Origin of the sequence: Alteromonas sp. CNT1-28 (genome assembly GCF_022348345.1) — a bacterium.
GTDB lineage: Bacteria > Pseudomonadota > Gammaproteobacteria > Enterobacterales > Alteromonadaceae > Alteromonas > Alteromonas macleodii.
This window is the reverse complement of the sequence record NZ_JAKREZ010000040.1, coordinates 21686-41070: the sequence shown is the minus strand read 5'-3', so window position 1 is coordinate 41070 and position 19385 is coordinate 21686. Positions and strand designations below refer to the sequence as shown.

Annotated in this window: 19 protein-coding genes and 4 tRNA genes; 16 read left to right on the top strand and 7 right to left on the bottom strand. The window is 43.6% G+C overall.

Features of this window, described 5'->3' with window-relative positions:
• Positions 1–99: 99 nt before the first annotated feature.
• Positions 100–813 (top strand): SOS response-associated peptidase family protein, encoded by a 714-nt coding sequence (locus MHN02_RS18925; protein ID WP_239247693.1) that lies wholly within the window; start codon positions 100–102, stop codon positions 811–813.
• Between the two features lie 76 nt (positions 814–889).
• On the opposite strand, the gene MHN02_RS18920 is transcribed toward MHN02_RS18925, so the two are convergent.
• The 6 genes from MHN02_RS18920 to MHN02_RS18895 form a co-directional block, all read right to left on the bottom strand.
• Positions 890–1327, bottom strand: a complete 438-nt coding sequence (locus MHN02_RS18920) for a host attachment protein (protein WP_239247691.1) — start codon at positions 1325–1327, stop codon at positions 890–892.
• A gap of 271 nt (positions 1328–1598) precedes the next feature.
• A complete protein-coding gene (locus MHN02_RS18915; RefSeq protein WP_039234671.1) occupies positions 1599–1946 on the bottom strand; it encodes a TusE/DsrC/DsvC family sulfur relay protein in 348 nt (115 codons plus the stop codon).
• Positions 1943–2287: a hypothetical protein gene (locus tag MHN02_RS18910; RefSeq protein ID WP_239247689.1), complete on the bottom strand. Its 345-nt coding sequence runs from the start codon at positions 2285–2287 to the stop codon at positions 1943–1945. Before MHN02_RS18910 ends, MHN02_RS18915 begins: the two co-directional genes overlap by 4 nt.
• A complete protein-coding gene (locus tag MHN02_RS18905) occupies positions 2287–2655 on the bottom strand; it encodes a DsrE family protein (protein WP_239247687.1) in 369 nt (122 codons plus the stop codon). The genes MHN02_RS18910 and MHN02_RS18905 overlap by 1 nt, the downstream gene beginning before the upstream one ends.
• Positions 2655–3044 (bottom strand): sulfurtransferase complex subunit TusD, encoded by a 390-nt coding sequence (tusD, locus tag MHN02_RS18900; protein ID WP_014976653.1) that lies wholly within the window; start codon positions 3042–3044, stop codon positions 2655–2657. Before tusD ends, MHN02_RS18905 begins: the two co-directional genes overlap by 1 nt.
• Positions 3045–3099: 55 nt before the next feature.
• The gene (locus tag MHN02_RS18895; RefSeq protein WP_014949619.1) at positions 3100–3765 is read right to left on the bottom strand and encodes a Bax inhibitor-1/YccA family protein; all 666 of its coding nucleotides are present in this window, start codon (positions 3763–3765) and stop codon (positions 3100–3102) included.
• Positions 3766–4201: 436 nt separating this feature from the next.
• On the opposite strand from MHN02_RS18895, the gene MHN02_RS18890 reads away from it, so the two are divergent.
• The gene (locus MHN02_RS18890) at positions 4202–5668 is read left to right on the top strand and encodes a DUF3360 family protein (RefSeq protein ID WP_014949618.1); all 1467 of its coding nucleotides are present in this window, start codon (positions 4202–4204) and stop codon (positions 5666–5668) included.
• Between the two features lie 182 nt (positions 5669–5850).
• On the opposite strand, the gene MHN02_RS18885 is transcribed toward MHN02_RS18890, so the two are convergent.
• The gene (locus MHN02_RS18885) at positions 5851–6756 is read right to left on the bottom strand and encodes a LysR family transcriptional regulator (protein ID WP_239247685.1); all 906 of its coding nucleotides are present in this window, start codon (positions 6754–6756) and stop codon (positions 5851–5853) included.
• A gap of 194 nt (positions 6757–6950) precedes the next feature.
• Between MHN02_RS18885 and MHN02_RS18880 the strand changes: the two genes are divergently transcribed.
• From MHN02_RS18880 to tpx, 14 genes are all read left to right on the top strand, one after another.
• The gene (locus tag MHN02_RS18880) at positions 6951–7400 is read left to right on the top strand and encodes a DoxX family protein (RefSeq protein ID WP_014949616.1); all 450 of its coding nucleotides are present in this window, start codon (positions 6951–6953) and stop codon (positions 7398–7400) included.
• Positions 7401–7576: 176 nt separating this feature from the next.
• The gene (locus tag MHN02_RS18875; protein ID WP_239247683.1) at positions 7577–8467 is read left to right on the top strand and encodes a class III extradiol ring-cleavage dioxygenase; all 891 of its coding nucleotides are present in this window, start codon (positions 7577–7579) and stop codon (positions 8465–8467) included.
• 607 nt (positions 8468–9074) lie between these two features.
• A tRNA-Ser gene (locus MHN02_RS18870) sits at positions 9075–9166 on the top strand.
• A gap of 256 nt (positions 9167–9422) precedes the next feature.
• Positions 9423–11534: a 5-histidylcysteine sulfoxide synthase gene (gene ovoA / locus MHN02_RS18865; protein WP_239247681.1), complete on the top strand. Its 2112-nt coding sequence runs from the start codon at positions 9423–9425 to the stop codon at positions 11532–11534.
• 137 nt (positions 11535–11671) lie between these two features.
• Positions 11672–13135 carry an aminotransferase class I/II-fold pyridoxal phosphate-dependent enzyme gene (locus tag MHN02_RS18860; protein ID WP_239247679.1) on the top strand — a complete coding sequence of 488 codons (1464 nt, stop codon included), beginning with the start codon at positions 11672–11674 and terminating at the stop codon, positions 13133–13135.
• A 207-nt stretch (positions 13136–13342) separates the two neighbouring features.
• Positions 13343–14071, top strand: a complete 729-nt coding sequence (locus MHN02_RS18855; RefSeq protein WP_239247678.1) for a pirin family protein — start codon at positions 13343–13345, stop codon at positions 14069–14071.
• 180 nt (positions 14072–14251) lie between these two features.
• Positions 14252–14896: a UvrY/SirA/GacA family response regulator transcription factor gene (gene uvrY / locus MHN02_RS18850; protein ID WP_014949610.1), complete on the top strand. Its 645-nt coding sequence runs from the start codon at positions 14252–14254 to the stop codon at positions 14894–14896.
• A 31-nt stretch (positions 14897–14927) separates the two neighbouring features.
• Positions 14928–16745, top strand: coding sequence for an excinuclease ABC subunit UvrC (gene uvrC, locus MHN02_RS18845; RefSeq protein WP_239247677.1), 1818 nt, complete (start codon positions 14928–14930; stop codon positions 16743–16745).
• 123 nt (positions 16746–16868) lie between these two features.
• Positions 16869–17441 (top strand): CDP-diacylglycerol--glycerol-3-phosphate 3-phosphatidyltransferase, encoded by a 573-nt coding sequence (gene pgsA / locus MHN02_RS18840; RefSeq protein WP_014998466.1) that lies wholly within the window; start codon positions 16869–16871, stop codon positions 17439–17441.
• A gap of 169 nt (positions 17442–17610) precedes the next feature.
• Positions 17611–17686, top strand: a tRNA-Gly gene (locus MHN02_RS18835).
• 41 nt (positions 17687–17727) lie between these two features.
• A tRNA-Cys gene (locus MHN02_RS18830) sits at positions 17728–17801 on the top strand.
• A 59-nt stretch (positions 17802–17860) separates the two neighbouring features.
• Positions 17861–17947: transfer RNA gene (locus MHN02_RS18825), tRNA-Leu, on the top strand.
• Positions 17948–18075: 128 nt separating this feature from the next.
• Positions 18076–18768 (top strand): DTW domain-containing protein, encoded by a 693-nt coding sequence (locus tag MHN02_RS18820; protein WP_239247676.1) that lies wholly within the window; start codon positions 18076–18078, stop codon positions 18766–18768.
• A 74-nt stretch (positions 18769–18842) separates the two neighbouring features.
• Entirely contained in the window at positions 18843–19340 is a 498-nt protein-coding gene (gene tpx, locus MHN02_RS18815) for a thiol peroxidase (protein WP_014949606.1), read from the top strand.
• The last annotated feature ends 45 nt before the right edge of the window (positions 19341–19385 follow it).

The window sequence follows — 19385 nt, the reverse complement described above, 5'->3', positions numbered from 1 at the left end:
CCACTTTGAAGTGGCGAATCATTTCCGCCACTAATAATATGAAATCCGATATGAGTAGTCGTATCGGATTTTTTTGTGTATAACTGATGGATATTGTTTATGTGCGGATTTATACAGCGTATTACTGACTCACCTGACGTTATTGCGATACTTGAAGAAGTGGGTCTCACACAAACGATACCGCTTTTTGTCAATGAATCTTCCACAAGCAATGTTATTAACTTTTATCCTGCATTTGGAAAAGTGCCAGAACGACAAATTACCAATTTAATTGTATCTGGTGATCGCACCATCGATGCAACGTGGTGGTTTGACGCAAAACCTAATGGAAACGCGCTTACCGTAGGTGATAGAACAACATTTAACGCTCGAAATCTCGATAGCCCTTATTGGAGCAAGTTCATTCGTAAACGACGAGCTGTGGTTGTCGCAACTGCAGTAGGGGAGTCAAACCCACTTGGTAAAGGAAAAGCGCACTATTTAATGAAACCGGCTACTGGTGTATTGTTAATTGGCGCGGTATACCGGCGGTTTAGTAATGGCCTATTTTCCTGTGCAGTAGTGACGCGCCCACCCGTAGAGGGATTTAGCCAGTATCATGAAAAATCCATTCCTTGCTTTCTTCCCCATAGTGCACATGCGATAAATGCGTGGTTAGCGGCTGACACACAAGGCTCATTGAACAATGAGGTAGAATATATTTTGAATAATCCTCGTATTTATACCGATCTTGAAGTCACGCGAGTAAAGACGTTTAAAAGCGCCGAGGCAATCGGTGAGGTTAATGTGTTAAAAGCTAACGAAAACCGCTAACTTTTACTTATATGCGAGTAAGAGAAGGCGGCAATGACAACAGCCGCCTGTGACAATCTAACTACTAAATAACGTTTTATTTAAGGTAGGAAAGCAAGGTTTCTTCGTCCGCGCCTAAAACATTCTTTTTCACTTCTTTGTCGACGACGTCTGAACATTGAGATGACATTCCGCTTCTCAATTTACCAAGAAATCCAGGTCCACTAATAATATCTATAGAGCCCAACGCACCTCGTTTACGCTCACCATCTAGCCAGTCAGCAATGTCACTGGCAAATCGTTCATCTTCGAGTTCGGCGGCATCTTTTCGATTCATGCTATCAACGCCTGGTACTTGCGAAGCGGGAGCGGATTGTCTGCCGGGTTTATCTGTATAAATGTCTTGGTCACTCGCGCCACTAAACTCATTGTGCCACTTCTTTACTTCAACAAGTGCACTTCCGTGGTTGGTATAGGTGTAAGCTATGGCGTCGTCGTGGTTGGCCACAATTACGTAGTGTTTTTGAACTGTCATACAGCCTCCTATGTCCATTTATGTAAAACATTCACGTTTATGGAGTTCGGTAAAAGGCAAGTATGAAAAATATGCCTGAAACCCGAGATAAAACGCTAATGTAAGAGGGGAGTTGCAATATCAACACCAAAGCTAAAATAGTTAACAATAGGGTGGCTCTTCTGATAGCTACCTTAAATCGGGTTTCAACCCGAGAAGCAAGTCAACAAGTGCTTTTAGCAGAGGGCTAGCCGGAGGACGCTAGCACTTTGAATATAATGTGTATTCGCCTTTATAAGCATTTCGCAGGTTTTGGTAAGCCAGCCAGTTTGGTGGCTTGCTTAGCCGGGCCTTTTTTAAAGAGTCGCTGCAGGTAGCGGCTATTACCTTTTTCTGGCCCAAACTTATTGGCCATAGCTTTCACCAAAGCACGAATTGCTGGGCTGGTTTCGTACTCTTCATAGAATGCACGTACGAAGCGCACTACTTCCCAGTGAGCTTCGGTTAAATCAATGTTCTCTTCTTGCGCCAGCAACTCAACCATATCTTCTTCCCAAAGGGTATAGTCGAGTAAATACCCGGCTTTGTCTGTAGGGATCGCTTGCCCTTTATAATTGAAGCTATAGGTTTCTTGTGTCATGAAAGGGGTATCCAGTGCTGATTTTTTGCTGATATTGCAGCAAGTTCTTTGTGGGAAATTGGATTAAAATGTTCGGGAAGATTTGCGCCCCTGGTATCCGCATCTGTACTCAAGAACGACAGGTTTAGCGTTGGTATGTCTTTTGCCGTGCCTTTTGTCGTACTCTCTACCGTACTTTTTACCGTATTGGCCAGCCGCTCAAAAAACGCGATGTTTAATGCAGGGGCATAAACGCCATCACCAACAAATACAACATAAGTAGAAGTCGATTGCTCATAAGTGGCTTCAATAAGCTGTTTGTATTCAGTGCACAAATTTGGCGTTGAAATAGTAATAAGCATTAGAATGTCACCACATGATCTGCGCTTTGGATAAGCGTGACTTTTTCTTCTGGGGTTATCCACTCACAGTCTAACTCATCAACTAAACTGTTATTTGAAAGAACCTGCTCAATGTCGTAGGTATCTGCACTTGCTTTACACACAAAGCATTCTTCGATATCGAAAAACGGCATGCTAGCTAAACGTTTGGTGTGATTTTTTAGTCCTTTGGTAGACGCTGCCTTAACAAGCTGCAGTACACCTTGGCTTTCAAAAAGCACTTTAACATCGTGCCCATAGTTTGTTGCAGCAAGCGCAAAATCTAAACCGTCTTGGCTTTTAGCATTGGAAAAAGGGCTTTGCGTAAACCTAATAAGTAGTTGCGCCATTAGAATTGTACCAACCTGTTGCAATCATGGAGCGCAGTGAAGAATTCGCCCAAGCCAGCTTGCTCGAAAGGCGCGGTTAAGTTGGCCTGAGACAACCCATTCTCTTTCGCCTCTAACTCACTAACAATACCTCGCTTAACGGCGGCGGTAATGCATACAAGTAATTTCACGTTGTGCTCAGTCGCTAGAGTCTTCCAGCTATCAAGTACGAACAGCTCGTCGCCCGTCTTTAGCATTAAGTTATTGGTGTGGTGTACACCTTCGCTATAAAAGAAAACGTTGTTTATTACATCACCATTATCGATTACACCTTGTGCAAAGGAGAGGGCGCGTAACGCTGTATCGCCTTGAAACGGTGATGATGTGATAAGTACTGAATATTCTGCCATACAAATAAAAACACCCCGGTTAAGGGGTGTTTCTCTTTAAACCTTTAACGCTGTTTTAATCGTCGCCACCAAACGCACCTAGAAGGTGAAGGATAGACGTGAACAAGTTGTATATGTTCAAGTATAGCGAAACTGTTGCACGAATGTAGTTTGTTTCACCACCGTGGATGATACGACTTGTATCAAACAAGATGAAACCTGACATAATAAACACAATCGCTGCACTGATTGCTAAGCTTACCGCTGGAACTGCGAAAAAGATGTTCGCAATTGCCGCAACAAGCACTACAACTAGGCCTACAACCAAGAAGCCGCCCATGAACGAGAAGTCTTTCTTAGTGGTTAACGCGTAGCCAGATAGCGCGAAGAATACAAGGGCTGTTGCACCCAGCGCTTCCATGATCAAGCCTGGACCCGCAACGCCTAGATAGAAATTAAGCGTGTAACCTAGTGATGCACCCATTAAACCTGTGAATGCAAACACCCAGTAGATACCAGATGCTGAATCAGCTTTTTTCTGAACTACAAATAACGTAATAAAAGCGCCGATAGTCATAACAAGAGACATCATAGGAGAAATGCCTACTGCCATTGCTATACCAGCACAAACCGCACTAAACGCCAGTGTCATCGCAAGCAGCATATAGGTGTTGCGTAGAACCTTGTTCGTCTGCAATACCGATGGTTGAGATGCACTTGAATACATCGAACGTTGATCCATTGTTTCCTCCAACAGGACTTATGATATGACCAAAATGGTACACAATTATTTAGTGTATGTTGTATGGGTTTTAGTTCCCATTTTCAAGTAGTTTCAGATGAAAATGGTGTCAGGTGAATATAAAAACATCTCTTATACGTGCTAAACAGTCTATTTGATTGAAATCTCGGCACTTAGACAACTTTTTTAATTTTTCGCTTTACAGTCATAAAAATATCATTAAGATACGCAGCGACTTGAAATCAGACGTGGGGTCAAACCCACCGGGGGTTCGAATCCCTCACTCTCCGCCATATTATGAAAACCCGCACATTGTTGCGGGTTTTTTTATGCCCGTCTTCCACGTTAGACTTTCGTATAAGACCACAGTCGCATTGTTACATTCCGTTCACATGTTTAGGCTTGCGCTTTTCTTCGCGCAATCTAAAGGTGTTATGTGTCACAAGAAAGTTCTTCTTATCAAAATCTCCACAAACCGAGCAGTAGTTTTAAATCAAGAGACGAATATTTAAATCACGAACTTCAAATACTTTCTCCAAAACGTTGGCGGTTGAACCTGCCTGGTAAAGACTACCGCGTTGAGTGGGAAGACTTCGTGCCAGGCATGGCGGCGACCATAGGAAAAATCGTTATGGTTGCCGCCGTAGTAGGTGCATTCGCAGCACCGCTAGGGCTATCTCCTGAGTTTGTTATTGAAAACGTGCGCTTTGAATTACTCATTGCAGCAGTCTTGTTCGTTGTTCTGATTTCCGGTTTTCTGAACCCGTCAGCTAATTTAGCAGGTACACACGGCCCCTTACTGCCCTTGGTACCCCTTATTGTTGCATCTGGCGGTCATCCCATGGCGCTCGGTCTGCTCATTGGACTCTTTGGTTTTATTTTAGGAATAACGAAGGGCGGCAGTGTGCTTGCTAGGCTAACCAGTAACGGTGTATGCGGTGGGTTGCTGTTGTATTTAGGGTTTATTGGCATTACAGGCCAGGTGAAGAAACTCTTTGCGTGGGCAGAAAGCTTCGATATGGCTTACTTAGCCTTCGTGGTGATCATTGCCACTATCTTAATGTATGCATGGCTAGAGCATATTCAAAAGCGCTGGCTAGCCATTCCGCTTGGTGCGGTGATGGCGGCGGTCATTGCGTTTTCCTTCGGTGCGCCATTTGAGTTCACAACGTCGCCGGGTATGCCTAACTTGAACCCTGCTTATTGGTGGGGGGAAGACACAGGTTGGAAACTAGGCCTGCCAGACTGGTCACATTTCATTGCTGTGCTGCCTTTTGCTGTGCTGGCTGTGTCTATGTGGTCGCCAGATTTCTTAGGTCATCAAGTCTTCCAAAAGCTTAGCTACCCTAAAAAAAGTGAACGAGCGCACATGAATATAGATGACACCATGATTGCTGCATCTAGTCGTCAGGCGGTGGGAAGCCTACTGGGAGGGGGGAATATCTCATCTTCGTGGGGGACCTACATTATTCCGGCTTCAATCGCGCGCAGACCCATACCCGGTGGTGCATTAGTTACTGGCTTTTTATGCGTTGTAGCGGCACTTTGGGGTTACCCCATGGATCTAGCAATTTGGCCGCCAGTGCTTTGTGTAGCGCTTATTGTTGGGGTCTTTCTGCCGCTAATGGAAGCCGGTATGCAAATGACGCGTGAAGGTAAAACGACGCAATCTGCCGCATTGGTGGTGATCTCCTCTGTACTAGTTAATCCAGTATTCGGATGGTCTTTTACTATGCTTTTGGATAATTTGGGGCTCGTTGGGTGCAAAGATAGAGCTGGAGAGCTCGGCAAAGCAGGGCGTTGGCTAATTCCAGGAATTACGTTTTTGGTGTTATGTACCGTTATGGCACTAATTGGTATGTTCCCGGGTGTGCCCGCGATTATGGAAACCTTCAGAATGTGATGAGGGCTTTAGGGTAAGGATACTTCTTTAAAGTTCAATTTACTGAAACCAGATATGCTATTACGCGAACGGCGTCGGAGGTGTTTCTCCACGCCGTTTTTATTTAATTTATTATGCTGATATCACTCATCCACTGAAGTTACGTTTTTACCACATAAATTAAGCGTTACGCGTACCGCGATTTACTTGTCCCAGTAGGGCGTACTTTCAAAATAGCTTGATAAAAAGTCAATGAAAACCCTTAGCTTATTAGAAATGAGCTTACGATGAGGATAGACCGCATACAAAGAGATAGCTTGCGGTACGAAATCGTCCAGTATGGACACGAGTTCCCCGTTTTTGAGCGCTTCACCGGCAATGAAGGTAGGTTGAAGTACATAACCTTCACCCTGCTTTGCTACATTGGTTAGGACTTCTCCATTATTGGCGGTTAGTTTAGGCGTCACAGTCTGGGCATTTGCTTTGAGCGCCGCAATAAGCGCTGATTTATCGTTATCGTAGTTGACGTAGGAGTACTCAAGATAGTGTTCAGGTTTTAATTCAGCTGGATGTTGCGGTGTGCCATATTTTTCCAGGTAGGCTGGTGAAGCGCACAGGGCCAGCTTTATCGTTGTGATTTTCTTGGCCACCAGCGAAGAGTTAGCTAGGTGACCTGCACGTATTGCTACATCAAAGCCTTCGTCTATCACATCAATCTTTCTATCGTTTAGCTGCAAGTTTATCGATACGTGAGGGTGTGCTTGTTGAAACGCACTGAGTGCACTCGCTAAATGTAATGTTGAGAAAGAGACAGGGGCACTTACGTGCAGAACTCCCTTTGCTTCTGTATTGAGCAACCCAAGCTGACTTTCCATATCGGTTACGCTTTCAAGAATATGATTTGCATGTTGCAAACACTGTTGACCAGCCTCGGTTAGGTGAATTTTTCTTGTAGTGCGATTGAATAAACGCGTATCAAGTTGCTTCTCTAATGCGGCAACATACTTGCTTACGAGTTGATTTGACGTGTCTAGCTTTTCTGCAGCTTTTGTAAAACTGCCTTCATTCGCAACAACGCAGAAGGTTTTCAGTAGCGATAATTTATCCATCGTTTAGCCATTCGTCTCTATAAACAACAAATTGTTGGTAATCATTCAATATTTAACCGCTTTATTCAATAGGTGTTGGTAACTATTCTATATGCATCAGGTTAGCGCTGTGCCAACTCAATGAAGTCAGGCGGAGCGTTCATCACTTTTTAGATATGACACTTTCAATTACGAGAGACTTTGAGGATTCAACAATGAACAAGCAATTTCTGAAAAACATTTTTACTTCTAACAGCAGTATTTCTAGTTTGGTTTTACGTGTGCCTGTGGGCATTATTCTTACCGCACACGGCGCACAAAAGCTTTTTGCGTGGTTTGGTGGTTATGGACTAGAAGGCACAGGTCAGTGGATGGAAAGCATTGGTTTAGCGCCAGGCTTTTTAATGGCATTGCTGGCCGGCAGCGCTGAGTTTTTTGGCGGGCTAGCGCTTATTATAGGTTTTCTAACACGCCCAGCCGCTTTAGTAAGTGCATTCACAATGGTGATTGCGATTTTTAGTGTACATGCAGCAAACGGTTTATTTATGACTAACAACGGTTACGAGTTTGCACTAACGTTACTTGCTGCAACAGGTGCGCTAGCTATTCAAGGTGGCGGTAAACTTTCAATCGACTCTCTTATTAGTCACAAGCTTAATAAATAGCGGTTGTGAGATTCGACGACTAACGAAACCGGCCCAAATGCGCCGGTTTCAATGGCTATAGAGCCCTTATATCAATCCGCATTGATAATTGCCCACTCATAAAACGCTGGCAAGTTTCCTAGCGAAGCGTGGGAATGCAGGAATGGTATTCTCTACATCTAACAAGGTATGGTTTTATGCAACAGCGAACGAAAACTCGCCCGTCTGTGAGAATTAACACCGCTTATATTTCTCATGGTGGAGGGCCGCTTCCACTTCTTGAAATGCAGTCAGTAGGAGAGGCGAGAATGCCTGCCTATCACATTGAAATGATTGAAGCGCTCAAAGCATTATCAACAGATTTACCCAAACCTGATGCAGTCATAGTGATTAGTGCCCATTGGGAAGATACTGAAGTCTGTGTAACTACTCACCCAGAACCTTCCTTGATTTATGACTATTATGGCTTCCCTAAAGAGGCGTATTCCCTTGAATATCCGGCCAAAGGGGAAGTAGCACTCGCAACTTTATTACTAAAGCGTTTAGCAGGGCAAGGCATCGCTGTACGGGAGGATAGGGCACGTGGTTTCGATCATGGAATGTTCATTCCCCTAAGTATTATGTATCCCAGTGCCGATGTGCCTTGTATTCAACTATCCATTACGTCTGATTTGGATTCGGAAAAGCATGTGCTATTGGGGGAAGCAATTAGGAAAGCTGTTGAACTCGGGGTAGAGCCTGTTAATAGTGAAGCAAAGAACGAAGTGAATATTTTAGTATTGGGCTCGGGGTCTTCTTTTCACAATATGCAGGGCTTTTTTGATAGCTCCGGTGAGGCAATGCGAAAAGCAACGCGCTTTAATAACTGGCTTCAGACAACTATGCAGACCAGTGCCTACAGCGAGAATGAACGCAAAGCTCGTCTTGTTGAATGGTACAGCGCGCCGGATGCGCGATACGCCCACCCTAGAGAAGAGCACCTTCTTCCACTCCATGTTTGTTATGGCGTTAACAATAGAGCAGCTGATAAAGCTCTTTCTTTAACGCTTCTAACCAAACCTGCAAGCATGTTTATGTGGTGTGATTGATCAGTGCTTCACATTGCCGCGTCAGTGCAACACCTGATTGGATACCGGTTGCGTTAAACGAGAGCAATTAAATTTTGAACACTTTGATTATCAATTGGTCGTTTGAGTAAAAATGTTAAAATTAGTGCTTTACAGTCCCACATAAAGACTTGAAATCAGACGTGGGGTCAAACCCACCGGGGGTTCGAATCCCTCACTCTCCGCCATATTATGAAAACCCGCACATTGTTGCGGGTTTTTTTATGGGCTAAATTTACTCGCTTTAGTATATGGCTATAGCCAAGAGTGAAACCTACGCAAAACTATATTGTTCAAAGCTAAACGAACATTATCATTTTGGCATCATGAACTGTCGACGTGCATAGAATACCTAATGAGAATTTTTGAGTGAGAACTTCAATCGCTTTTAAAAAACTTCGTTTTAAGTTTTACGTGCATTTATAGTAGGTTAACGCTAATCGTGTTTTTAAATAATGAGAACGCAGGTCATTTTCTACCAAGATGGTTATTATTCTTGCGAAAAGGTGAATATTTCACCAGTTGATTGATTTAATTGAAATTAGTGCTTTACAGCGTCACGTAAATCATTAAGATAAGCGTCACTTCAGGAGAGTTGGCAGAGCCCGGTTTAATGCACCTGACTTGAAATCAGACGTGGGGTCAAACCCACCGGGGGTTCGAATCCCTCACTCTCCGCCAAATACGAAAAACCCGCACTTAGTTGCGGGTTTTTTTATGGGTGAAATATTTTCTGATCTCATCCTGTCTGTATCTTGTAACTACAAAACACTTCATAAAAACCTAGTTATGTCGCGCTTTATTCACAAAAGCTTGATATATATAAAAAGGTTTACAATCAACTGAAATCATTACGGCATTTTAAAGCGCTCTTCTTTTATTTTTATGGCGCTGGTCCTACGCAGTTGGTAGTAATAACAAAAATCGAGAGGACATTATGCAGGCAATGCCCACACTTAATTTACGGGACGGAACAGTTGAGCAAAAGAGACAAGAAATAAAGGCTTATTTCCTGGATTCCTTTGATACCTACGAATCGCTTTTCTCTTGTCTTGCCAGTGATGACGTATTTTATCAACGACCTGAAAAGTTGCGCCATCCGTTAATTTTCTATTTTGGTCATACTGCTACTTTCTTTATCAATAAATTAGTACTGTCTAAGGCAATAAACGAGCGCATTAACCCAAAATTTGAATCGCTATTTGCCATTGGTGTTGATGAAATGAGTTGGGATGATCTTAGCGATGAAAATTACGACTGGCCGAAGGTGGAAGAGGTACGTCAATATCGTAATCAAGTGCGCACGTTGGTATGCGATTTAATAGATACCATGTCTTTCAGCATGCCTATTGACTGGGAAAGCCCAATGTGGCCCGTTGTTATGGGAATAGAGCATGAACGTATTCATTTAGAAACCTCATCTGTTCTAATCCGACAGCTTCCCATTGCATCGGTACGCCCCAGCCCAGAATGGCCTGCATGTAGCACTATGCAAACTAAGGCTGAAGCGTTAGAGGCTAATGTTTTAATGACCGTTCCGGCACAGAAAGTTATAAATGACAAAGCGTGGGATAGTGCTTATTACGGCTGGGACAATGAATATGGCTCTCAGCAAGAATCCGTTAGTGAGTTTAGTGCGTCTAAATTTCTTGTAAGTAATGGTGAGTATTTATCGTTTGTGCAAGACGGCGGCTATAACAACGCAAAATATTGGGAGGCTGAAGGTAATAAGTGGCGTGAATATACTAAAGCTCAGCACCCTGTATTTTGGATAAAAAAGGGTGATGATTATTTATATCGCAGCATGCTTGAAGAGCATCCACTACCTTTAGATTGGCCTGTGGATGTGAATTATCATGAAGCGAAAGCGTTTTGTAACTACTTGAGTGAAAAAACGGGTGAGCTTATCCGTCTACCGACTGAAAATGAATGGCAAGCGTTACGTCAGCAGGCTGGTGTAACACAAACCGTATACAGCGAAGGATTTAATATAGCGCTGCAAAAGTATGCGTCGAGTGAACCTGTTAATGTTAATAAGTCCGGCGAATTTTATGATGTTGTTGGCAACGTATGGCAATGGACAGAAACACCCATCTATCCGTTTGAGGGCTTTAACGTTCATCCTTTATATGACGACTTTACGACACCCACATTCGACAATAAGCATAACCTCATTAAAGGCGGTAGTTGGGCATCTACAGGTAACGAAGCAATGAAAGATAGTCGTTACGCTTTTAGGCGCCACTTCTTTCAGCACGCGGGGTTTCGGTATGTTCAAGGAAAGCGAGTTATAGCAGTGAACGATTTTGATTATGAAAGTGATACACAGGTTTCGCAATACAGTGAATTCCATTACGGCGACGAGTACTACGGCGTCCCTAATTTTGCTAAAGCCAGTGCGCAGTTTTGTATTGACGCTATGCAAGGGCGTCAACACGTTAAAGCGTTAGATTTGGGCTGTGCCGTTGGTCGGTCTACCTTTGAACTTGCAAAATACTTCGAACATGTCGATGGCATCGATTTTTCTGCACGCTTTATAAAAACAGCGTTTGAGATGCAAGAGCGTGGTGAAATACGCTATAACCTTATAGAAGAAGGTGAACTTACGTCGTTTAAGGCGCGCAAGCTCTCTGCGCTCGGTTTAGACGACAGTGTAGACAACGTTGCTTTCGCACAAGGTGATGCGTGTAATTTGAAGCCGCAATTCACAGGCTACGACTTGATCTTCTTAGGCAACCTTATTGATAGAGTGTATAGTCCAAGAAAGGTATTAACGGACATGGCCACGCGGCTAAATAAAGGTGGATTGCTCGTTGTCGCCAGTCCCTTTACATGGTTGGAAGAGTATACCGAAAGAAGTGAATGGTTGGGCGGCTACAAAGATGAAAATGGTGAAACGCTTAGCTCTACTCAGGCGCTTGAAGATGCATTAGGTCAGAGCTTTAAACGAATTGCTGAACCTAAAGACATTCCATTTGTCATTCGAGAAACAAAGCGGAAATACCAACATACGCTTTCTGAATTTAACATGTTTGAAAAGATAGAATAACACGGTGTCTATTAAAGTGTGTGTACAGTATAAAGTGAGCGCGGTACGCGTGTTTCGCGCTTATAAATATAATAGATTTCAGAAGGCCTTTAGCCAATAGTAAATGCGTAAGGCTATATAGATAGGATAATGTGAAGGTGAGCAACGCGTTAAGCCATCTCCCCGTGTTCAACGCTATGCAAAGCGAGTTTATGCTTTACAAGGATGTATGGCAGGCACCTTCTCACCTGAAACTCGATCAAACTCGTCTTAAATATTCAGCGATATTTCGCCGCTTGCAGGGCGCGTCTTCATCTCAAGCGAACGTTGTCGCGTCTCAGCAAGACCCCATTCCAATGTGGATAGCGGATATGGACATCCCGCCTTGTGATGCAATTCTCAGCGCGATTACACAAAACCTTCGCTCTACTTATGGATATCAGTCCCTTGATATCGGTGACGCGGTGGCAAAACGTTTTGAGCGTACCACGCAAAAAAGTGGTCGCTTTAAAGTAGAAAGTGGTGATGTTGTGGATGTTGCGAGCGCAATAGGAGCAATAGACGTTGCGCTTCACACTTTTTGCCAACCTGGTCAAAAAGTCATGGTTTTAACACCAACCTATTCCCCTTTAACAGAGGCCATTAATAATAACGGCTTAACGCCAGTATCTATTCCAGTCATTCAAAACGCGCGTCAAATTCAGACTAAGCTTTCTGAAGTTGCCGCGACAAAGGATAGCGACAAGAGTCGTCAGGAAGACGTCGAAGGTGTTAACGCAACTATAGATACTTCAGCCTTCTATAGTGCTGCGGCCGCATTCGTGATTTGCCATCCTAATAACCCTACAGGTACAGTGTTAAGTGCAGAAGAGCAGCGTGTTATTATGAGCTTCTGCGCCAAGAACGATATTTTAATGATCACTGATGAGGTGCACAGCGAGTTTGCATTTAACTCGTCAAATGAACCAACGCTAATCCCCATGTTTGGTGCAGAGGTAAGCAATAAGAGCGAGAGGCGCCAAGAAAGTCAAAACGGTGGCAACATCCATACTCATCAACTGCCACGCATTATCCACATCAATAGCGTATCAAAGGCGTTTAACCTAGCGAGTATTCCAGGTGCATCATATGCGGTCATTAAGGATAGAACGATCAGAGAGACGTTTGCCCAAGCTATTAATAGCAGGCATCTTAACGCAAGTAACTTAGGAAAAGTTGCGTTGATTGCCGCCTATGAGAAGGGAAGTACTTGGTTAGACAACGTAAAAAGTGCGTTGAGCTTCAACCGAAAGCTTGTTGTGCGCTTCTTTGAGCACTATGGTTTATATGTTAATTATACAATGGGCAGCGCTGGTTATTTCTTGTGGCTAGACCTTTCAACATTCCCTTCGCATTTAACACAGCCGAACGGTATCGCTTCTGTGGATGAAGCTCCTTTAGGTGACGCTTCTCGTCAACCTCTCAAATATTCACCCGTGACCACTGTGGAAGGATGTATTGAGCGAGGCGTGATAGGTAACGATGGCGCGACCTTTGGTTCTCCAAACCATATTAGGCTAAATTTAGCCTGTCACCCTGCGGTTGTAGAAACCGCGCTGCAAAGACTGTGCTTTATTTCTTAGCGTAGCTTAACCCGCATCTGTTGGCCGATAGTTACTTTAATTCTAAATATTAGAATAATAAGCTCAAATATATGACATTTTATTTCTATTAAAGAGGATTAAAATGACCTTATTAAATAATTAGCCCTTAACACATGTTCTATCGCCCAGCGTTACTCCTGTTGGGCAGAAGAGTCAGTGGCGGCTTACGGTTATAAGGAATGCAAGATGATGTATTTGAGAAAAGCGAATGAAAGAGGAAAAGTGAACTTTGGCTGGCTAAAAAGCCAACATAGCTTTTCGTTTGGACATTATTATGATGCAAAACATATGGGGTTTTCAGCGCTACGGGTTATCAATGACGATGTTGTACAGGCCGGCAGAGGTTTTGAAACCCACGGTCACAGAGATATGGAGATAATTTCATATGTTGTGAGCGGTGCTTTAAAGCACAAAGATAATACCGGTAACGAGTACGTAGTGCCTGCGGGTGACGTGCAAGTAATGAGTGCAGGTAAGGGTATTATGCATTCAGAGTTTAACCCTTCTACTGAAGAGCCTGTTAACTTTCTGCAAATTTGGATTGTGCCCAATGAAAAAGGCGGTACGCCCAGCTATGCGCAAAAAACCTTTGGCAAACAGGCGGGTGGAAATAACCATGATTCAAAGCTTGAATTATTAGTAAGTGATAACGGTAGGGAAGGGTCATTACGCATTAAGCAAAATGCGGCAATCAGCCGTTTAACGTTGAAAGCTGGCGAAACATGGGAGCATGGCACCGAAGACCAAAAGGGTTACCTTCACATGATTAGCGGTAATGTACAGGCTATGGTAGACAGTGAAACGAATGCAGTTGAAATAGGGGCAGGCGATGCTTTGGGTATTTACGAGCAAGACATCATTCGTCTGAAAGCCTCAGAGGAAAGTGTGGCCTTGTGGTTTGAATTACCTAAATAGCTGCCTAAAAGTAATCTAGATCAATAATTTAGTTTCAAATTGTGTATCTCTACTTCACGAATTCTTATCTCGTGGTATGATGACTCGGATTAGGTTAGAGGCTGGTAATACTTCTCATTAATGAGCATTATCAGTCTTTATTCCAGTTGTATGTAAAACTGAAGTCAGTGAGATACTAGAGTGATAAAAATAATCCTAGCAGATGACCATGATTTGGTCAGAACAGGGATACGCCGGATTCTGGAAGACGTAGACGATTTTACTATCCTCGCAGAAGCGAAGAACGGTGAAGACGCGGTACTTTTGTGCCGAAAAAACGCGCCAGATGTGGTACTCATGGACGTGAATATGCCCGGTATTGGCGGACTGGAAGCGACAAAGAAAATTGTTCGTATGTCTGAAAATACGCGTGTTATTTGTGTTTCGATGCACAAGGAAAGTCCTATTCCAATGCAAGTTATGGACGCAGGCGCATACGGTTTTCTGACAAAAGATGCAGAGCCAGACGAAGTAATACGCGCTATCCATAAAGTTGCGGCAGGACAAAAGTATGTTGATCAAGAAGTGGCCAATAGCATAGCCATCGGTAAGTTATTGCCTAGTTCGGATAATCCGTTTGACGAGCTATCGAGTAGAGAACTTACAATAGCAATGCGATTAACCGAAGGTCACAAAGTGCCGGATATAGCCCGAGAACTCAGTATTAACTCAAAAACGGTTAATACTTACCGTTACCGAATGTTTCAAAAGTTAGGCGTAAATTCTGATGTAGAGCTAACGCACTTGGCCTATCGCCATAAGCTTATCAATCCTAACACCTTTTAAGCGTCACTAGACGCGCAACGTCAAAGTGATTATGTCTGCATTTGATTCAGCAGCATTTCTTAAGAATCTAACCTCTCAACCTGGCGTGTACCGCATGTACAATAGTCAGGAAGAGGTTATTTACGTAGGAAAAGCCAAAAACCTTAAAAAGCGTGTATCAAGCTATTTTCGTAGTAATCTTGATAACGCCAAAACGCGTTCGCTAGTTAGTCAGATTGCGAACATGGATGTCACGGTTGTAAACAGCGAAACCGAAGCGTTTTTGCTTGAGAACAACTTCATCAAGAAATACAAACCGCGTTACAACGTGGTCATGCGTGACGACAAGTCTTATCCCTTTATCTTCTTATCCGATCACGAACATCCAAGGCTTTCTTTTCATCGCGGCCCTCAAAAGAAAAAGGGCGAATACTTTGGCCCATACCCCAGTGCGTGGTCGGTGCGAGAAAGCTTGCGTTCAATGCAGCGAATTTTCCCCGTACGTCAGTGCGAAGATAGCTATTACCGAGCACGCAGTAGACCTTGTCTTCAGTATCAGATGCAGCGCTGCAGTGCGCCGTGTGTAGAAGGCTATGTGAGCGATGAAGAATATAAAGAGCAGGTCAATTTTGCACGCTTGTTCTTAAAAGGTAAAAACCAGCAGGTCATTGGTGGGCTGGTGGAAAAGATGGAAAAAGCCAGCGAAGCGTTAAACTTTGAAGCAGCGGCTCGTTACCGCGATCAGATAAACGCGCTAAGAAAAGTGCAGGAACGACAGTGGGTTGCCGGTACCCAAGACGAGATGGATGTGTTTGGGTTTGCGTTAAAAGGCAATATGGCGTGTATTCAGGTAATGTTTATTCGCGAAGGGCAACTGTTAGGCAGCAAGGCCTATTTTCCTAAAGTACCTAATACTGCCGATGAGCAAGAAGTTTTTGAATCCTTCTTTCTGCAGTTCTATTTGGCCGGCAACAAAGTGATCCCGAAGCAAATAGTGTTAAGTAACACCTTAAGCGATGAAGATGCTATAGCAGAGGTGCTTGCTAGTGAGGCAGGGCACAAAGTGCATTTCTTTAAAGGGGCGAGAGAAGAGAAACGTAAGTACCTGCAACTTGCTCAGTCAAATGCACAAACTGCATTAGATGCTCAATACAGCCAGCAAAAATCTGTTTTCGCACGCTATCTCGACTTAGAAGCGGCTCTGGAAGTTGATACGCCTATTCAACGCATGGAGTGTTTTGATATATCACATACGTCTGGCCAGCAAACGGTGGCTTCGTGCGTAGTATTTAATCGTGAAGGTCCGCACAAAAGTGACTATCGCCGATATAATATAGAAGGCATTACCCCAGGTGATGACTACGCGGCCATGGCTCAAGCGTTGAAACGTCGCTACAAATCAGTAAAAGAAGTGCAAAAAATTCCAGACCTTCTATTAATTGATGGTGGCAAAGGCCAGCTTGCCCAAGCAGAAGCGTTTTTTGAAGACTGGCCGCATGACAAAAAGCCAATGCTCTTAGGTGTGGCAAAAGGGACTACCCGTAAGCCTGGTTTAGAAACGCTAATTCTAGCTGGTAGTCATCAGGTGCTTCCCATGGACAGTCATTCGCCAGGGCTTCACCTTATTCAGCACATTCGCGATGAGTCACACCGATTTGCCATTACCGGGCATCGCAACCGACGTCAAAAAGTTAAAACCACGTCTAGTTTAGAAAGCATACCGGGTATTGGCGCTAAACGAAGACAAACGCTGCTTAAATTTATGGGGGGCTTACAAGGCCTTAAAAAAGCCAGCAAAGATGAGATTGCGAGCGTACCTGGTATTAGCCCTGAGTTGGCGGATACCATTTATGATCATCTTCATCAATAAATGAATGAGTAACAAGCATTACATTGCAAATTAAGGTAATGTGTTACAAAAATGAAAGATGCAGAGCTTATACGCTACCGCGCTAAAACGCCCATAGAGGCATAACACCGAGACGTACTTTTTATGTGGACTGTTCCAAACTGTATTACTTTATTCCGAGTAATCCTTATTCCTGTATTTGTAGTTGTATATTTTCTTGATTGGCGCTGGGCACACGAGGCGGGCGCGTTTATTTTTTGGCTTGCCGCCATTACCGATTGGTTTGACGGCTATTTAGCAAGAAAACTACAGCAGTCCACACCCTTTGGTGCGTTTTTAGACCCAGTTGCTGATAAGCTGATTGTGGGCGCTGCTCTTCTTATGATTACTCATAGTTATGCAAATCTTTGGATCACGTTGCCATCTATAGCGCTATTGGTTCGTGAGATTTATGTTTCGGCGTTGCGTGAATGGATGGGGTCGAATGGCGTAAGAGATGCGGTTAAAGTGTCTTTTATAGGTAAAGCAAAGACAACTGCGCAAATGTTAGCCTTAATTGGTTTACTTTCAGGCTTAGAAACCTTTATGGGCGTAACAATTTATTGGGTTTCTTTGGGGTATATTCTTTTATATTTCTCTGCAGTGCTGTCAATTTGGTCAATGTTTGTTTATACAAAAGCAGCGTGGCCACACCTTCGAAGTGGTGCTACAAAGTAGAATTGATCGCGGTTTAATCAAAGTGAATAAAAAAATAGCAAACGATCATAAAAAACCGCATTTATCTCAATTTAAACGCTTTTTTGTGTTGACAGTTTTGAATGGGTAGGTAGAATGCACCCCACATTTCGAGAGGACATCAACCAAACGAAATGGTCGATTAAGACATGCGGGAATAGCTCAGTTGGTAGAGCACGACCTTGCCAAGGTCGGGGTCGCGAGTTCGAATCTCGTTTCCCGCTCCAATCTTTTAGAGATGAGTTTTAATCACGCGCCAGACGCATCTGGCGGAATGGCAGAATGGCTATGCAGCGGATTGCAAATCCGTCTATCTCGGTTCGACTCCGGGTTCCGCCTCCAAACGCTGCAACGCAGCATCAGGTTCTACGCCTGACACCTTTGCTGAAAAGCAACCCGATGCCCGGGTGGTGAAATTGGTAGACACAAGGGATTTAAAATCCCTCGCTGGTAACAGCGTGCCGGTTCAAGTCCGGCCCCGGGCACCATTTATCTACTCCCAATTCTCCAAACTTTAAATCAAAAAATTGATAAGACAATTGCGCTCTTTTATCACCAATTACTATGGTAAAATCCGTAAAAATTTTGGCAAAGACGTACTATCTTGAATTCTGTTATGTCACTTCGTTTAGACGAGTTATCTCGTGCTGAACGTCCATTCCACGCGCGTGGGAGTAAAGTAGTTCGCTGTGAGGCGTGTCTGCTTCCAACGCAAAACTGTATTTGTGAATTTAAGCCTGAGGCTGGCACTGATGTGGCGGTTTTGTTTTTGATGTACAAAGGCGAATATTATAAGCCTACTAATACCGGTCGTTTAATTGCGGATGTGGTTAAAGATAACCACGCATTCTTGTGGAAGCGCACCGAGCCAGAAGAGGCGCTATTGGCGTTACTTCGTAACGAAAAATATTTTCCTATCGTGGTATTTCCACACGAATATGCTGCAGCTGAACGTTGTATTGATACGCCACCATTGAATACTGGGAAAACGTTACTATTTATTTTCTTGGATGGAACGTGGCGTGAAGCAAAAAAAATGTTCGTGAAGAGCCCTTACTTGCATGACTTTCCTGTGTTGGGCGTGAGTATGGACGTAGCGTCAGATTATTTACTACGCGAATCTACCCATGATTTCCAACACTGTACTGCTGAAGTTGGTATTAGCGTTTTAGACCTTGCAGAACAGAAGCAAGGGGCACAAACCTTAGCGCATTATTTCAGTGTGTTTAGACGGGAATATTTAAAAGGTAAGCCGCATTTGCAGCATAAGCTTGCGTTTGCAGAGTCGCAGGTTAAAAGTAACATTTAAAAAGCGTCACTTTTATTTGCGAAAGTATTGTTTTACATCCACTATTTCATATTAACAAAACACGGAGAAAGCGAATGGCATCAGTTACTTTTCAAGGCAATACAGTTACGACAAAGGGTCAGCTTCCTGAAGTAGGTACATCTGCACCAGACTTTACATTAGTGAAAGCAGATTTGGGGGAAGTAACACTGTCTGAGCTTGCAGGAAAAAATGTGGTATTAAATATTTTCCCTTCTATCGACACGGGAACATGCGCAATGTCTGTACGTAAATTCAACGAAGAAGCAGCAAAATTGGATAACACTACAGTTATTTGTGTATCAGCAGATCTTCCGTTTGCAGCGGGTCGCTTCTGTGGTGCTGAAGGTATTGAAAATGTACTTACAGGCTCGACTTTCCGCTCAAGCTTTGGTGATGACTATGGTGTAACCTTTGAATCAGCGCCGCTTACTGGGCTGCTGTCTCGTTCAGTAGTGGTTATCGATGCCGAAGGCAAAGTGGTCTACACAGAGCAAGTTGCAGAAACAACAGAAGAGCCGAATTACGACGCGGCTATCGCAGCTCTTAGCTAAGTAGATCCGCAACATAGGTTAGTTGGTTAGCTAACTATGTAATGT

Coding starts and splice junctions, on each gene's coding strand:
- MHN02_RS18915 (WP_039234671.1), bottom strand. CDS start 1,946: ATGACACAAGAAACCTATAGCTTCAATTATAAAGGGCAAGCGATCCCT.
- pgsA (WP_014998466.1), top strand. CDS start 16,869: ATGTGGACTGTTCCAAACTGTATTACTTTATTCCGAGTAATCCTTATT.
- MHN02_RS18910 (WP_239247689.1), bottom strand. CDS start 2,287: ATGCTTATTACTATTTCAACGCCAAATTTGTGCACTGAATACAAACAG.
- MHN02_RS18875 (WP_239247683.1), top strand. CDS start 7,577: ATGCAACAGCGAACGAAAACTCGCCCGTCTGTGAGAATTAACACCGCT.
- MHN02_RS18905 (WP_239247687.1), bottom strand. CDS start 2,655: ATGGCGCAACTACTTATTAGGTTTACGCAAAGCCCTTTTTCCAATGCT.
- MHN02_RS18925 (WP_239247693.1), top strand. CDS start 100: ATGTGCGGATTTATACAGCGTATTACTGACTCACCTGACGTTATTGCG.
- MHN02_RS18920 (WP_239247691.1), bottom strand. CDS start 1,327: ATGACAGTTCAAAAACACTACGTAATTGTGGCCAACCACGACGACGCC.
- MHN02_RS18880 (WP_014949616.1), top strand. CDS start 6,951: ATGAACAAGCAATTTCTGAAAAACATTTTTACTTCTAACAGCAGTATT.
- MHN02_RS18820 (WP_239247676.1), top strand. CDS start 18,076: ATGTCACTTCGTTTAGACGAGTTATCTCGTGCTGAACGTCCATTCCAC.
- MHN02_RS18895 (WP_014949619.1), bottom strand. CDS start 3,765: ATGGATCAACGTTCGATGTATTCAAGTGCATCTCAACCATCGGTATTG.
- ovoA (WP_239247681.1), top strand. CDS start 9,423: ATGCAGGCAATGCCCACACTTAATTTACGGGACGGAACAGTTGAGCAA.
- MHN02_RS18855 (WP_239247678.1), top strand. CDS start 13,343: ATGATGTATTTGAGAAAAGCGAATGAAAGAGGAAAAGTGAACTTTGGC.
- tusD (WP_014976653.1), bottom strand. CDS start 3,044: ATGGCAGAATATTCAGTACTTATCACATCATCACCGTTTCAAGGCGAT.
- uvrC (WP_239247677.1), top strand. CDS start 14,928: ATGTCTGCATTTGATTCAGCAGCATTTCTTAAGAATCTAACCTCTCAA.
- MHN02_RS18885 (WP_239247685.1), bottom strand. CDS start 6,756: ATGGATAAATTATCGCTACTGAAAACCTTCTGCGTTGTTGCGAATGAA.
- tpx (WP_014949606.1), top strand. CDS start 18,843: ATGGCATCAGTTACTTTTCAAGGCAATACAGTTACGACAAAGGGTCAG.